Source organism: Bradyrhizobium sp. USDA3516 (assembly GCF_057651995.1).
On the sequence record NZ_JBYGYN010000009.1, the window covers coordinates 253,902 to 267,858 of the forward strand.

A 13,957-nucleotide genomic window follows, 5' to 3' on the forward strand; every position below is an offset into this window, starting at 1 on the left:
TGATGCTGAACTTCGTCGCGCGGCGGCTGCTTGCCATGCTGCCGGTCCTGCTCGCCGTCTCGTTGCTGACGTTCCTGATCGCCTCGCTGCTGCCGGGCGATCTCGCGCTCGTCATCCTCGGCGACCAGGCAACGCCGGAGAATGTCGCGGCGCTGCGCCGTGACATGGGGCTCGACCGGCCGTTGTGGTGGCGCTATTTGAGCTGGCTCGGCCACGTGTTGCAGGGCGATCTCGGCCGCTCGTTTCGCACCGGGCAGACGGTGCTGCAGGCGGTCGCCGAGCGCATTCCGGTCTCGCTGCAGCTGATGCTGATGGCAGAGTTCATCGGGCTCCTGATCGGCGTTCCCATTGCGATCGCCTGTGCTGCGCGCGCCGGCGGCGCGTTCGACCGCTTCATGACCGGCAGCGCTTTCGCGATGCTGTCGATGCCGTCCTTCCTGGTGGCGATCCTCTTGATCTATCTGTTCGCCGTCGAGCTGCGCTGGCTGCCGGCGACCGGCTATGTGCCGTTCACCGAAGAACCGCTGGCCAATTTGCGCTTCTTCGTGCTGCCGGCGCTGACGCTGGCGCTGGCGGAATGGCCGGGCATCATGCGCGTGCTGCGCTCCGACATGATCGCGACCCTGCAGGAGGATTATATCGCGCTCGCCAAAGCAAAGGGCCTCAAGCCGTCCCGCATCCTGTTCGTGCATGCGCTGAAGCCGTCGTCGCTGACCCTGGTGACGGTGACGGGCATCAATATCGGCCGCTTGCTCGGCGGCACGCTGATCGTGGAATCGATCTTCGCGCTGCCGGGCATCGGCCGGCTGCTGGTCGGGGCGATCTACACCCGCGACCTCGTCATCCTCCAGGGCGTCGTGCTGCTGGTCGCCTGCGGCTTCGTCATCGTCAACTTCATCGTCGACATGCTCTATGCCGTGCTCGATCCGAGGATCCGCCATGGCCACGCTTGAGCTGTCGATCCAGGACGAGGAGGTGGCGGCGCCGGTCGGCCGCAAGCGCAAGCTCGGCCTGTTGTTCTGGGTTGCAAGCGCCTGGGTCGCAATCATCCTTTCGCTCGCGATCCTGGCGCCGGTACTGCCGCTGCAGAATCCTGTCGACATGGACATGCTGGAACGGCGCGCTCCTTTCTCCGGCGAGCACTGGCTCGGCACCGACGGGCTCGGCCGCGACGAGCTCGCCCGGCTGATCTTCGGTGCGCGGGTGTCGCTGACGGTCGGGCTGATCGCGCCCATGATCGGCCTCGTCGTCGGCGGCGCGCTCGGCCTGCTGTCCGGCTATTTCCGCGGCCGGTTCGAGACGCTGGTGGTGGGCAGCATGGACGTGCTGCTCGCCTTTCCGCCGCTGATCTTCGCGCTCGCGGTGGTCGCTTATCTTGGCCAGTCGGTCCCCAACCTCACGATCGTCCTCGGCGTGCTCGGCATTCCCGCTTTCATGCGCGTGGCGCGCGCGGCGACGCTGACGCTGGCGCGGCGCGAATTCGTGATCGCGGCCGAGGCGTTAGGGGCGAGCCATGCGCGCATCCTGCTGCGCGAGCTGCTGCCAAACGTCATCCTGCCGCTGCTCGCCTTCTTCCTGCTCGGCGTCGCCGTCACCATCGTGGTCGAGGGCGCGCTGTCCTTTCTCGGCCTCGGCGTGCCGCCCCCGATGCCGAGCTGGGGCAGCATGATCGGGGAGGGGCGCGACAGTCTCGACGTCGCGCCGCGCCTCGCTTTTCTGCCGGCGGCTGCACTGTTTGCGACCGTGCTGGCGTTCAACCTCGTCGGCGACACATTGCGGGCCCTCACCGACCCCCGTCAGGGGGCGCTGTGAGCGCGCCGCTCTTGACCATCGAGGATGTCGCGGTCGAGCTGCCGACCCCGCGCGGAAGTCTGCGTGCCGTCGATCACGTCGACCTTTCGCTGCAGGCCGGCCGCACGCTCGGGATCGTCGGTGAATCCGGCTGCGGCAAGACCATGCTCTCGCGCGCCGTGCTGCAGCTGCTGCCGAAGAAGGCGAAGCTGACCGGCCGGGTGATGTTCGACGGCGAGGATCTGGTGCGGCTCGACTCCGAGCGCCTGCGGCGCCTGCGCGGACGCGATCTCGCGGTCGTGTTCCAGGACCCCATGACCTCGCTCAACCCGGTGCTCACCATCGGCACGCAGCTGATGGAGACGCTCCAGGAGCATCTCGAGCTCGACGCTCCCGCCGCGCGGGCCCGCAGCATCGAGCTGCTCGCCGCCGTCGGCATTCCCGCGCCGGAGCAGCGGCTCGCGCAATATCCGCATCAATGCTCCGGCGGCATGCGCCAGCGCATCGCGATCGCGATCGCACTGTCCTGCGAGCCGAAGCTCCTGATCGCGGACGAGCCGACCACCGCGCTCGACGTCACCATCCAGGCGCAGATCCTCGATCTGCTCGCGCGCGAGCAGCGCCGCCGCCACATGGCGATGATCATCATCACCCACGATCTCGGCGTCGTCGCAGGCCGCGCCGACGAGGTCGCGGTGATGTATGCCGGCCGGGTGGTGGAGCGCGCGCCGACATCGGGGTTGTTCAAGCGCATGCACATGCCCTACACCGAGGCGCTGCTGGCGGCGATCCCGAAGCTCGACACCGCCCCGCATACGCCGCTGCCGGCGATCTCGGGCCGTCCACCCGATCCGACGCGGCCGCTGAAGGGCTGCTCCTTCGCGCCGCGCTGCACTTATGCCACCTCGCGCTGTCATGAGGCCAAGCCGGTCCTGACGAGCGCCGAGATGCCGGATCATCTCTACGCCTGCTTCCATCCGATCCGGATGGCGGAGGGGATCGAGGCATGATGCAGCTTGCCGTGCGCCCCGCGCCGCTTCTGAGCGTCGACAATCTCGTCGTCGAATACGGTCTCGGCAACAAGATCGTTCATGCCGTCTCCGGTGTCAGTCTCGAGGTCGCGCGCGGTGAGACGCTTGGGCTGGTCGGCGAATCCGGCTGCGGCAAGTCGACGCTCGGGCGCGCAGTGCTGCAACTGCGCCGCGCCAAGTCCGGCCGCGTGATGTTCGACGGCGAGAACCTCACCGCGATGGAGGGTGAGGCGCTGCGCAGGATGCGCCGCCGCGTGCAGCTGATCTTCCAGGATCCGATTGCCTCGCTCAATCCGCGCCGGCGCATCGGCGACATCGTCGCCGAGCCGCTGATCATCGCCGGCGTCAAGGATGCCGCCGAGCGCAAGCGCAGGGTTCACGAGGTGCTGTCCGCGGTCGGGCTCGACCCCGATCTCGTGACGGGCCGCCTGCCGCACGAATTCTCCGGCGGCCAGTGCCAGCGCATCTGCATCGCGCGCTCGCTGGTGCTCAACCCGGAGTTCATCGTCTGCGACGAGCCGGTGTCGGCCCTCGACGTCTCCATTCGCGCGCAGATCCTCAACCTGCTGGAGGAGATGAAGGCGCGCTTCGGCCTGACGCTGCTGTTCATCGCGCACGACCTCGCAGTGGTCAAAGCGGTCAGCGACCGCGTCGCGGTGATGTATCTCGGCCGGCTCTGCGAGGTCGCCCCCTCCGAGCAATTGTTCGCGCGGCCGGCGCATCCCTACACCGCGCTGCTGTTGCAGGCGATCCCGGTGCCGGATCCGGACGTGCGTCCCGCCGAAAGTGTGGCGGCCGGCGAGCCGCCATCGCCGATTGCGCCGCCATCCGGCTGCCGCTTCCGTACCCGCTGCCCACGCGCCGATCAGCGTTGCAGCGCGGAGATACCGGAGTTGCGCCAGGTCGCACCCGGCCAGTTCGCAGCTTGCCACCATCCGCTGGCCTGAACTAAGACCGGTTTGTCTGGTCGCGCCGAGCATGGCATGGTGGCGCGACAACAAGAAGCATGCGGGAGGACGCCGATGAAGAGTTTCAAGGTTGCCGATTTCAAGGCCCCGCTGCAGGAGGTCGACGAGGCGACGCCGCAGCCCTCGGGCACGCAGGTGCTGATCAGGGTGAAGGCCGCCGGCGTCTGCCACAGCGACCTCCACATCTGGGAAGGCGGCTACGATCTCGGTCATGGCCGCAAGCCGCTCTCGTTGAAGGACCGCGGCATCAACCTGCCGCTGACCATGGGCCACGAGACGGTCGGCGAAGTCCTCGCCTTCGGCCCCGACGTGAAGCCGACCGACCAGGGCGACCTGAAGGCCGGCGATATCGGGCTCGTCTATCCCTGGATCGGCTGCGGCAAATGTGCCACGTGCCTTGGCGGCGACGAGAACATGTGCCTGACGCCGCGCTCGCTCGGTGTCTATTGCGACGGCGGCTATTCCGATCACATGCTGGTGCCGCATCCGCGCTACCTGCTCAATCTGAAAGGCCTCGATCCCGCGACGACGGCGCCCTATGCCTGCTCGGGCGTCACCACCTACAGTGCGCTGAAGAAGGTCGAGCAGCATTTCGACACGCCGATCGTGATGTTCGGCGCCGGCGGCCTCGGACTGATGGCGTTGTCGCTGCTCAAGGCGATGGGCGGCAAGGGCGCGATCATGGTCGATATCGACGCAAGGAAGCGCGAGGCGGCAGAGAAGGCCGGTGCGCTTGCGACCGTCGATCCCAAGGCGCCGGACGCGCTGGAGCAACTCGCCAAGAAGGCGGGAGGCCCGATCCGCGCCGTGATCGACCTCGTCGGCAATGCCGCCACGACGCAGCTCGGCTTCGATTGCCTGACCAAGGGCGGCAAGCTCGTTATCGTCGGCCTGTTCGGCGGCGGCGCGACCTGGGCGCTGCCGCTGATTCCGATCAAGGCGGTGACGATCCAGGGCAGTTATGTCGGCAATTTGCGCGAGACGCAGGAACTGCTCGACCTCGTGCGGTCGAAGAAGGTGCCGCCGATCCCGGTGACGCAACAACCGCTCGCCAAGGCCAACGACGCCCTGCTGCAATTGCAGCAGGGCGCGGTGGTCGGGCGTACGGTGCTGACGCCGTAGTTCGACTCTCTCTCTTCGTCATTGCGAGGAGCGAAGCGACGAAGCAATCCAGTCTGCCTCCGCGGATGTAGTTCTGGATTGCTTCGCTTCGCTCGCGATAACGACCTGGTTGACACCTTTCTTGAGGCTCAAATGTCCGCAAACAACGCCTTCCACATTGCCGTGCTCGCCGGTGACGGCATCGGCCCCGAAGTCATGGCGCCGGCGCTGGAAGTGCTGCGCAAGGTCGGCGAGAAGTCCGGCCTCGGCTTCCGCTTCACCGAGGCGCCGGCCGGCGCCAACCATTATCTCGCGACCGGCAAGTCGATGCCGGATAGCACCGTCAGGCTCTGCGAGGAGGCGGACGCGATCCTGCTCGGGGCCTGCGGCCTGCCGTCGGTGCGCTACCCCGACAATACCGAGATCGCGCCGCAGATCGAGCTGCGCTTCATCTTCGATCTCTACGCCGGCGTGCGTCCGGCGCGGCTCATTCCGGGCGTGCCGAGCCCGATCGTCGGCGCGGACCAGCGCGGCATCGATCTCGTCGTGATCCGCGAGTCCACCGAAGGCCTGTTCGCCTCGATGGGCAAGGGCATCGTCACTCATGAGGACGCGCGCGAGACCCTGGTGATCACGCGCAAGACTTCCGAGCGCCTGTTCGAGTTCTCGTTTCGACTCGCCGAGCGGCGCAAGGCGCGCGGCAAGCCGGGGTCGCTTGCCTGTGTCGACAAGGCAAATGTGTTCAAGGCGTTCGCCTTCTTCCGCCGGATCTTTGACGAGGCCGCCAAGCGTCATCCGGACGTGAAGACGGATCATCTCTATGTCGATGCCTGCTCGGCGATGCTGGTCAAGCGTCCCTGGGATTTCGACGTGATGGTGATGGAGAATATGTTCGGCGACATCGTCTCCGACATCACCGCGAGCCTGATCGGCGGCCTCGGCATGGCGCCATCCGCCGACATCGGTGACAAATACGCAGTGTTCCAGCCCTGCCACGGCACGGCACCCGACATCATGGGGCAGGGCAAGGCCAACCCCACCGGCATGATCCTGTCCGCCGCGATGATGCTGGATTGGCTCGCCGACAAGCACGGCGTCGAGAGCGCTGCGGAAGCCGGCGCGATCATCGAGCGTGCGGTGGACCAGGTCTATGCCGGCGGCATCAAGCCGATGGAATTCGGCGGCGGCAATGGTACGGCTGATATCACGAAGGCGGTGCTGGGAGCGCTGTAGCGGCTGTGCTCCTCGCCTCTCTCCACGACGAAATTACTTCCCCCTAAACTGCGGCTTGCGCTTTTCCATGAAGGCCTGGCGGCCCTCGCGGAAATCCGCGCTGTCCATGCAGGCATTGCCGATCGCCTTGATCGCCTCTATGTCGCGCCGGCTCTCGTCCTTCAGCACCTGCGCGATGGTGATCTTGGCGGCCTTGATCGCGAGCGGGGCGTTCTGCGCGATCGTCTCGGCAATCGCCATGGTCTCGCCCCAGAGCTCGCCTTGCGGAAACACGCGCTCGACGAGGCCGACGCGCAGCGCCTCGGCGGAATCGATCCGCATGCCCGTGTACATCAAGAGCCGCGCCCAGGACGGCCCGACCAGCGACACCAGGTGCTTCAAGCCGTCATATCCGTAAGCGATGCCGAGTTTGGCCGCGGGAATGCCGAACTGGCTGTCCTGCGAGGCGAGGCGGATGTCGGCGAGCATCGCGACCTGCATGCCGCCGCCGAGGCAATAGCCGTCGATGCAGGCGATGGTCGGCTTGGGATAATCGGCGAGCAGCGCGCGCTGAGCGGCGCTGCGCCTGGCGTATTCCTCGGACGCCGCCGCATTGTGCCTGACCTTCTCGAACTGGCTGATGTCGGCGCCCGAGACGAACGCCTTGCCGCCGGCGCCGCGCAGGATCACGACGCGGACCGTGTCGTCGTCGCGCAAGGCCGTCAGCGCCTCGCCAAATCCCTCCCACATCTCCAGCGACATCGCGTTGCGCTTGTCGGGATTGTTGAAGGTGATCACGCCGACGCCACCAGCTCTGTGCGCGAGGATCTTGCCCTCGGCGTAAGGTGTTTCGGCCGTGCTGAAAATGTCGGACATCGCGCGCTCGCTGTTCGGTGGCGAGGCGCAATGTGCGGCGCAGGCGGCGCCGCGGTCAACCGGGGCAGGGTAGGACGGCCTGCATCCGCCCGTGCCGCGATTGCATGGCGCGCGGCGTTCGACGGAGGCAGAAACGTCGAAGGAAGACCGCCAAGAAACCGTCGAGAAAAAGGGGCGGCCAGGCCGCCCCGAGACAGGCCGCGCGCGAGCGCGCAGACATCTTTCAACCGATCCCGTTCAATCCGGCCGCGCCCCCGTGACGCGGCGGATTGAACGTCGGCCGTGAAAGCTGGACCGTCGACCGGCCTCAGCTCTCGTTCGCCGCGATCGATTCCATCAGCGAGACAAGCTGACGCTGCACCGTCTGATCCTTGATCTTGCTGTAGGCGCGCAGCAGGCGGAGGCTGAAAGCCGAATCGAGGAAGAGCAGGCTCTCGACCTCGCGGGCCTTGTTGTCGCCGTCGTAGAAGAACGTCACGGGCACATCGAGGGCGGAGGCGATCTGCTGAAGCCGGGCCGCGCCGACGCGATTGACGCCCTTCTCGTATTTCTGCACCTGCTGGAAGCTGACGCCGAGCTTCTCGCCGAGCTCGGCCTGCGAGATCTTCATCTCGACGCGCCGCAGACGGATACGCTTGCCAAGCTCGATGTCCGGCTTGCCCGCGCTGCGCTGCTTCATTCTTTTCGCCGCTGCTTTCATCTCTGTTTTCACCTTTGTTCTTCGGTTGAAAATCCCCCGAAGAGCTGGGTCAGGGGTTCGCCCATATACGAGTCCTTGAATTCATGCGGGTGCACGAACTCTTCCTTAAACCACGGGAAGCGGGCCGGATTGAAAGCCTCGATCAGCCAGTCAATCATGTGCCGCACGCGCGGGATACGGCCGCTACCGGGGTGGTAGGACAGCCAGATATCCAGCGGTCGGTTCAGCTCGACCTCCAGTGGAATTAATTTCCCGCCGAGCGCAATGGCGTAGCTCGGGAAGACGCCGATGCCGGCGCCGTTCGCGACCGCCCAATAATTGGCGCTCGAGACGTTGGTCTTCATGACCAGAAGGTCACGTTCGGACACGCCCGGGAAGAAGCTTTCGAAGGATTCCTTGGCGGCGAGCTGGTCAGCGAATTGCAGCACCAGACGATGCTTGATCAATTCCGCCGCCGAGCGCGGCGCGCCATGCTTTGCGATGTATTTCTCGGAGGCCCAGAACATCAGATGCATGCGGCCGAGCCGCACCAGCTTGATGTCCAGCGCCGAAGGACGGGACAGATGAATGGCGACGTCGGCCTCGTGGCGCGAGACGTCGGCCGAACGCATCGCGCAATGCAGGTCCACCAGGATCTTCGGATAGGCCTGCTGGAATTCGACCAGGCGGGGGGCAAGCCAGAACGTGCCGAGCCCCTCGGTGACGGCAACGCGGACTTCGCCCGACAGCGCGTTGGCCATCGAATCGCTGGCGCGCAGCACGTCGAAGGTCGCCGCCTCCATGCGCTCGACGGCGGAGACTACCAGGGCACCCTCATCGGTCAGATGGGTGCCGTGGACGTCGCGCGTGAATAACGTGGTGCCGGTCTGGCGTTCGAAATCGTCGATCCGTCGCCGCACGGCGTTGATCGACAGCGACAGGCGCTCGGCCGCCGAGCGAAAGCTTCCGCATCGGACGACTTCCAAGAATATACGGGCGGCGTCCCAATCAGTGAGGCCGCTGAGATTTGTTTTTGGGCGTTCCGCTAGATGAACGCCCCTTTCCGCCAAGGAGTGCATACAATTCCCTTTGGAACGCTAAACTGGCAGAATCTGGCGCAAACCACAACCACGACGGGTTGGGGAGCGGCGAGTTTTGAACGTCATCCTTACTACCTGAGGGCGGTATTTGGATGCTGCCAGGGGCTGGGAATTCGGGCCTGTCGGCTCGAGTGAGGGGTATGGCGTGAGTTCCGTTGCGAGCCGTGAGATGGCTGCGGGATTGCCGGCGCTGAGCGCAAGGAATTGTGTTGCGCGGGGAGTCGATGCCGTCGACGTTGCCGGATCGATCGCGCCACGTCAGGCGTTTGCACCCGATGCGAACGGAAACCCGGTTCCACAGCAGAACTACACTGAATTCAGGTTCGAAGGCGCAGTTGCCTCGTGCTATCTTTGGGCTTCCATGGGGGCCGAAGGGGGCGTGACAGATACGTCTCGCAGGCCGAACTAACGGAAAGAACGCCGGTGTCGCATTCAGACGAACAGTTGCAGTCGGTGCTGGAAACGCTTGAGGAGTGCCGCAGGGTTCTCAATGCGTGCAACAGCCGCGAGTCGGCCGAGATGCTCTCCATCGTCGTCCTCGACGTCAGGATGAAGCTGAAAGGAATCGACAGTGCCGATCTCAAGGCGCTGTGCGACGAAATGCTGCGGAGCGCTGCCAGCGAGCCGCAACCGCCTTCCAAGCAGACGCAGGACCAGCCCCGGCGTCCGCTGCTCCGCGTGGTGAAGTAGCCGCGCCGCCGAATCTCGCTTTTTGGCGAGGTTTGTGCGCGTCCCGATGCCGCATCTGTGATCACGGAGGGCATCGGGAGGAGCCCTGGGTTTGTGCGCTTCTGTTGCGCATTCTTCGGCTTGGGCTACACCAGAGCCGGTTCCGGCTCCGGGCCGGGCGCGTTCCCTGCGCGCCCTGACGGGGCCTGAGATGGCTCCGATTGCATCATGCAAAATGTTTCGATTCCGGCGGCACTGATTGCCGGCCTCGTCAGCTTCCTCTCGCCTTGCGTCCTGCCTCTGGTTCCACCCTATCTGGTCTACCTCACGGGCGCCACGATCGAGCATGTCGAGAGCGACGAGCCGGCCGCGGCGTCCAAGCGCGCGATCATGATGTCGGCGCTTCTGTTCGTGCTCGGCTTCTCCACCATCTTCGTCGCGCTCGGCGCCAGCGCTTCGCTGATCGGCGGGCTGATCCGTGCCTGGTCGGCGGAGCTGTCGATCCTCGCCGGCATCGTCATCATGATCATGGGCCTGCACTTCCTCGGCCTGACGCGCATCGGCTTTCTGATGCGGGAAGGACGGCTGCCGATCCCCAAGCCGGTCGGCTTATGGGGCGCCTATATCATGGGCCTCGCATTCGCCTTCGGCTGGACGCCCTGCATTGGCCCGATCCTCGCCGCGATCCTCTCGATCGCCGCGGCGGAAGCCACGGTGACGAGGGGCGCCGGCCTGCTCGCGGTCTATTCCGCGGGCCTCGGCATTCCATTCCTGATCGCCGCGCTGATGATCGAGCAGTTCTCCGCGCTGTTCGCGCGCATGAAGGGCCACCTCGTCAACGTCGAGCGCGCCATGGGCGTCTTGATGGTGCTCACCGGCATCGGCTTTCTCACCGGCGCGGTCTCGAATGTGAGCATCTGGCTGCTGGAGACGTTTCCGGTGCTGCAGACGATCGGTTAGGGCGCGCGGGGACCGGGTTTTCACGGACGAAAAAGTAGAGGAACCATTGAAACCCGTCAGGCATGCTTCATGGAACGACGATTCCAAACCTTTCCGGTTCCGGGGCGTTGCATCCCGGACAACTCGCATGGTGGAGATCCCGTGACCAAGACACTGCGCTTAGAACCCCTGTCGGACAACGCGGCCTTGATTGCCTGGCAATTTTTGGGGCAGCCGTTGCAGGAGTGGCCGAGCTGGGTTCAGTCCAATTGCTCGCTGCAGAAGGATGCCGACGGAAAATTCGAGCTTCGGCACGAGCGGCGCAGCGGCACACAGATCGTCTATCTCGGCGAGTGGCTGGTGAGAGATCTCGATGGCGGCGTGGACTTCTACACGGACGCTGAGATCTGGTCGCGGTTCGCTGCCAAACGCTGACGCGCTGAGAGATTCAGCTGGCGCGTCGATCGCGCCTTAGTCTTTCCCGCTCGAACTCCGGACGATCAAAAGCCTGTGTGGCTGGTGGGGCAAAAAGCCTCGCGGTAGGACCCGCCCATAGAATGCAATCTGTAGTAATATTTCAATCTACTGCACCCTGAGGGGCAATTCTTCTGAACGTATACTGAAACGAGAATTTCAAACCAGTCGAGATCTTCGGCGCCCCTCTCCCTTACAGCATATTGAGCAGGAGCAAGCGATGGGAACCGACGTGAATGTTCATCCCGGTCATGGCAAGGCCGGACGTCAACCGACGCGACAATTTCTGGATACGCTTTCCGGACACGATGATCCGGGCATGTTTGGCCGGATGTTTCCGACCCTGGAGCCGCTGGCTGTCGACGACGGTCCGCTGCGCGAGCTCGCCGACGCGATGAAGGATCCCGCCCCCGGCGACGCCGCGGGAAACAATCTCAACGTCCCGGCGGGTTTCACCTATCTCGGCCAATTCGTCGATCATGACATCACGCTCGATCTGACCTCCTTCGGCGAGAAGGAAGCCGATCCGATGGCGGTCACGAATTTTCGCACGCCCGCCCTCGATCTCGACAGCGTCTACGGTCTCGGTCCCGACGGAAGCCGTCATCTGTACGCGCGCAATTCGGCGAGCGACAACGGCAAGACACCGGGCCCCAAGCTGCTGATCGGCAAGACCGTCAACGTCGATGACATCACGGGCGATCATCGCAACGACCTGCCGCGCAATCCCGAGGGGTTTGCCCTGATCGGCGATCACCGCAACGACGAGAACCTTCTCGTCGCGCAAACCCATCTTGCGATGCTGAAGTTTCACAACAAGGTCTGCGATCAGCTCGCGGCGTCCGGCAAGCCGGCGGGCGAGATCTTCGAGGAAGCGCGCCGGATCGTGACCTGGCACTACCAATGGATGGTCCTGCACGATTTCGTGGAGCGGATCACCGAGAAGGGGATCGTCGCCAAGATACTCGAGCAGGGGCGGCGCTTCTACCGCTTCAAGAAGATCCCCTACATGCCCGTCGAATTCTCGGGCGCCGTCTATCGTCTCGGCCACAGCATGGTACGCCAGGTCTATAGCCACAACCGGATCTTCACGCCCGGTGGCCTCGCGCCGGCGACCCTGGACCTGCTGTTCAGGTTCACCGGGCTGTCGGGCGGCATCATCGGCGATCTGGCACCAAACCCGATTCAGCCGCCGCTCCCGCTTCCGGTGCTTTCGAGCAACTGGATCATCGACTGGCGGCGCTACTATAAGCTGTTGCCGAACAATCCTGCGGGCGTGGGGTTCAATCCCTCCCGCAAGATCGACCCGTTCATCGTTCCGCAACTCCATACCCTGCCTGGTGACGGCGGCAGCCTGCCGTTCCGCAACCTCAAGCGCGGCGTGTTGCTGGGATTGCCGTCAGGGCAGGACGTCGCCAAGGCCATGAAGATCAAGAATCCGCTGACGCCGGAAGAAATCTCGAAGGGGAGCGACGGCGCCGTCGCGAAAAAGCATGGTCTGCACCAGCACACCCCGCTCTGGTACTACATCCTCAAGGAGGCGGAGCAGCGGGGCAGCGGCGAAAGGCTCGGGCCGGTCGGCGCGACACTGCTTGCCGAGGTCTTCGTCGGCCTCGTCCATGGCGACCACCAGTCGTATCTCTGGCTCAAGGGCAAGACCTGGAAGCCGACGCTGCCGTCGCAAGTGCCGGGCGAATTCACGATGGCCGACCTGCTGCGTTTCGTCGGGGATGTCAGCCCGATCGACGGCATCTCGACGGTCTAAAGCATATCGCCGGGGGCGGCCGCCGCCGAGACGGCCGCTCTCCCGTCCCGATCAATCGATTTCCTGCACGGCGGTGGGTGAGCCGGGATCGATCAGCATCAGCACGGCTGCCGCCGGCTGTCAGAGCCGTCGGCCGGAGCGCAAGTTGCAGTGCAATAGCTCGTGCCGCAGCGCTTCCGCGACGAAGAGGCCCTCCAGCGCACGCGAAATGACTTCCGTCCCGGCGAGGTTTTTCATACGCTTACCTCTCGCAAGCCGCATAACGGCTGCGCTCACGGCCCGGCGACAGGGCCGGAGCATCAAAGGGAGGGGAGACGATGAGGCGAAGGTCATTTCTCGCAGGTATCGGTGCAACCACTGCGGCAGCTGCCGTCGGCATGCCGTCGATCCTGAGGGCGCAAGCCCCGATCACGCTGAACGGTGCCGTGCAATTCAACGACGACCATGCCTTCAACCGGGCCCTGCTGCGGTTCGAAGAGCTGGTGAAGAAGTATTATGGCAAGCCCGTCAACTTCACCCTGCACAGGAACTCCTCGCTCGGCCTCGAGAAGCAGTATTTCGAGTACATGTCGCAAGGAAAGGCAGTCGATTACGGCATCGTCTCGCCGGCTCACATGTCGACCTTCGCCAAGGCCGCCCCGTTCATCGATGCGCCCTTCGTGTTCAAGGGCATCGAGCACATGAACAAGGTGGTCGAAGCCAATATCCTGACGCCGATCGCCGACGAGGTCGCGGCCAAGGCCGAGGTGGTTCTGATCGGGTATGCCGGCGGCGGCATCCGCAACATCTTCGCCAACAAGCCGCTCAAGAACCTCGCCGATCTCAAAGGCCTCAAGGTGCGCGTGCAGGGCGCGCCGATCTGGTCGAAGACCTTTGCGGCCGTCGGCATGAGCCCAACCGTGATCGCCTATAACGAAGTCTACAATGCGATTCAGAACGGGGTGATATCGGCCGGCGAGAACGAAGCGGCCGGTGTCGAGGCGATGAAGTTCTACGAAGTGGCGCCGCATCTCAACCTGACCCAGCACGCCGTGTCGATCCGGCCGATCTGCTTCTCGGTGAAGACGTTGAAGACCCTGCCGAAGGATCTGCAGGACGCGATCATGAAGGCGGGCAAGGAGGCCGGCGATTACGGCCGCCAGCTCGAGTCGAGCGAGGAGGTCGTCAAGCTCGACACGCTGGAGAAGGCCGGCAAGCTCAAGCGCGTTCCTTTCGAGGACCGGGACGCCATGAAGAAGCTCGCCGACCCCGTGATGGCCACCTACGCCAAGGAGATCGGCGCGGAGGGCATTTTCGAGAAGATCAACGTCGTCTGAGGCCGCCCCGTCCGCCGACAGCATGCCGGGCAGGCC

Annotated in this window: 14 protein-coding genes; 11 read left to right on the forward strand and 3 right to left on the reverse strand. The window is 64.7% G+C overall.

The window, feature by feature from the left end:
• Window positions 1-2: 2 nt before the first annotated feature.
• The 6 genes from AC24YW_RS26980 (at window position 3) to AC24YW_RS27005 (ending at window position 6,124) form a co-directional block, all read left to right on the forward strand.
• On the forward strand, window positions 3-953 hold the full coding sequence (locus AC24YW_RS26980) for an ABC transporter permease (RefSeq protein WP_487485568.1): 951 nt from the start codon (window positions 3-5) through the stop codon (window positions 951-953).
• Window positions 940-1,812, forward strand: coding sequence for an ABC transporter permease (locus tag AC24YW_RS26985; RefSeq protein WP_487485569.1), 873 nt, complete (start codon window positions 940-942; stop codon window positions 1,810-1,812). The genes AC24YW_RS26980 and AC24YW_RS26985 overlap by 14 nt, the downstream gene beginning before the upstream one ends.
• On the forward strand, window positions 1,809-2,801 hold the full coding sequence (locus tag AC24YW_RS26990) for an ABC transporter ATP-binding protein (RefSeq protein ID WP_487485570.1): 993 nt from the start codon (window positions 1,809-1,811) through the stop codon (window positions 2,799-2,801). The genes AC24YW_RS26985 and AC24YW_RS26990 overlap by 4 nt, the downstream gene beginning before the upstream one ends.
• A complete protein-coding gene (locus tag AC24YW_RS26995; protein WP_487485571.1) occupies window positions 2,798-3,769 on the forward strand; it encodes an ABC transporter ATP-binding protein in 972 nt (323 codons plus the stop codon). Before AC24YW_RS26990 ends, AC24YW_RS26995 begins: the two co-directional genes overlap by 4 nt.
• A gap of 75 nt (window positions 3,770-3,844) precedes the next feature.
• Window positions 3,845-4,912, forward strand: coding sequence for an alcohol dehydrogenase (locus AC24YW_RS27000; protein WP_487485572.1), 1,068 nt, complete (start codon window positions 3,845-3,847; stop codon window positions 4,910-4,912).
• A gap of 132 nt (window positions 4,913-5,044) precedes the next feature.
• On the forward strand, window positions 5,045-6,124 hold the full coding sequence (locus tag AC24YW_RS27005; protein ID WP_487485573.1) for an isocitrate/isopropylmalate dehydrogenase family protein: 1,080 nt from the start codon (window positions 5,045-5,047) through the stop codon (window positions 6,122-6,124).
• Window positions 6,125-6,157: 33 nt separating this feature from the next.
• Here the strand turns inward: AC24YW_RS27005 and AC24YW_RS27010 are convergent, their stop codons facing one another.
• The 3 genes from AC24YW_RS27010 to AC24YW_RS27020 all read right to left on the reverse strand — a co-directional run bounded on the left by AC24YW_RS27010 (window position 6,158) and on the right by AC24YW_RS27020 (window position 8,737).
• On the reverse strand, window positions 6,158-6,979 hold the full coding sequence (locus AC24YW_RS27010; protein ID WP_487485574.1) for an enoyl-CoA hydratase: 822 nt from the start codon (window positions 6,977-6,979) through the stop codon (window positions 6,158-6,160).
• Between the two features lie 307 nt (window positions 6,980-7,286).
• Window positions 7,287-7,658: a helix-turn-helix domain-containing protein gene (locus AC24YW_RS27015; protein ID WP_020608151.1), complete on the reverse strand. Its 372-nt coding sequence runs from the start codon at window positions 7,656-7,658 to the stop codon at window positions 7,287-7,289.
• Window positions 7,659-7,687: 29 nt separating this feature from the next.
• Window positions 7,688-8,737, reverse strand: coding sequence for a LysR family transcriptional regulator (locus AC24YW_RS27020; RefSeq protein ID WP_487485575.1), 1,050 nt, complete (start codon window positions 8,735-8,737; stop codon window positions 7,688-7,690).
• 444 nt (window positions 8,738-9,181) lie between these two features.
• Between AC24YW_RS27020 and AC24YW_RS27025 the strand changes: the two genes are divergently transcribed.
• The 5 genes from AC24YW_RS27025 to AC24YW_RS27045 all read left to right on the forward strand — a co-directional run bounded on the left by AC24YW_RS27025 (window position 9,182) and on the right by AC24YW_RS27045 (window position 13,921).
• Window positions 9,182-9,448 carry a hypothetical protein gene (locus AC24YW_RS27025; RefSeq protein ID WP_487485576.1) on the forward strand — a complete coding sequence of 89 codons (267 nt, stop codon included), beginning with the start codon at window positions 9,182-9,184 and terminating at the stop codon, window positions 9,446-9,448.
• A 207-nt stretch (window positions 9,449-9,655) separates the two neighbouring features.
• Window positions 9,656-10,387, forward strand: a complete 732-nt coding sequence (locus tag AC24YW_RS27030) for a cytochrome c biogenesis CcdA family protein (RefSeq protein WP_487485577.1) — start codon at window positions 9,656-9,658, stop codon at window positions 10,385-10,387.
• A gap of 141 nt (window positions 10,388-10,528) precedes the next feature.
• Window positions 10,529-10,801, forward strand: coding sequence for a hypothetical protein (locus AC24YW_RS27035; RefSeq protein WP_487485578.1), 273 nt, complete (start codon window positions 10,529-10,531; stop codon window positions 10,799-10,801).
• 259 nt (window positions 10,802-11,060) lie between these two features.
• Window positions 11,061-12,605 carry a peroxidase family protein gene (locus AC24YW_RS27040; RefSeq protein WP_487485579.1) on the forward strand — a complete coding sequence of 515 codons (1,545 nt, stop codon included), beginning with the start codon at window positions 11,061-11,063 and terminating at the stop codon, window positions 12,603-12,605.
• Between the two features lie 317 nt (window positions 12,606-12,922).
• Window positions 12,923-13,921: a TRAP transporter substrate-binding protein gene (locus AC24YW_RS27045; protein ID WP_487485580.1), complete on the forward strand. Its 999-nt coding sequence runs from the start codon at window positions 12,923-12,925 to the stop codon at window positions 13,919-13,921.
• The last annotated feature ends 36 nt before the right edge of the window (window positions 13,922-13,957 follow it).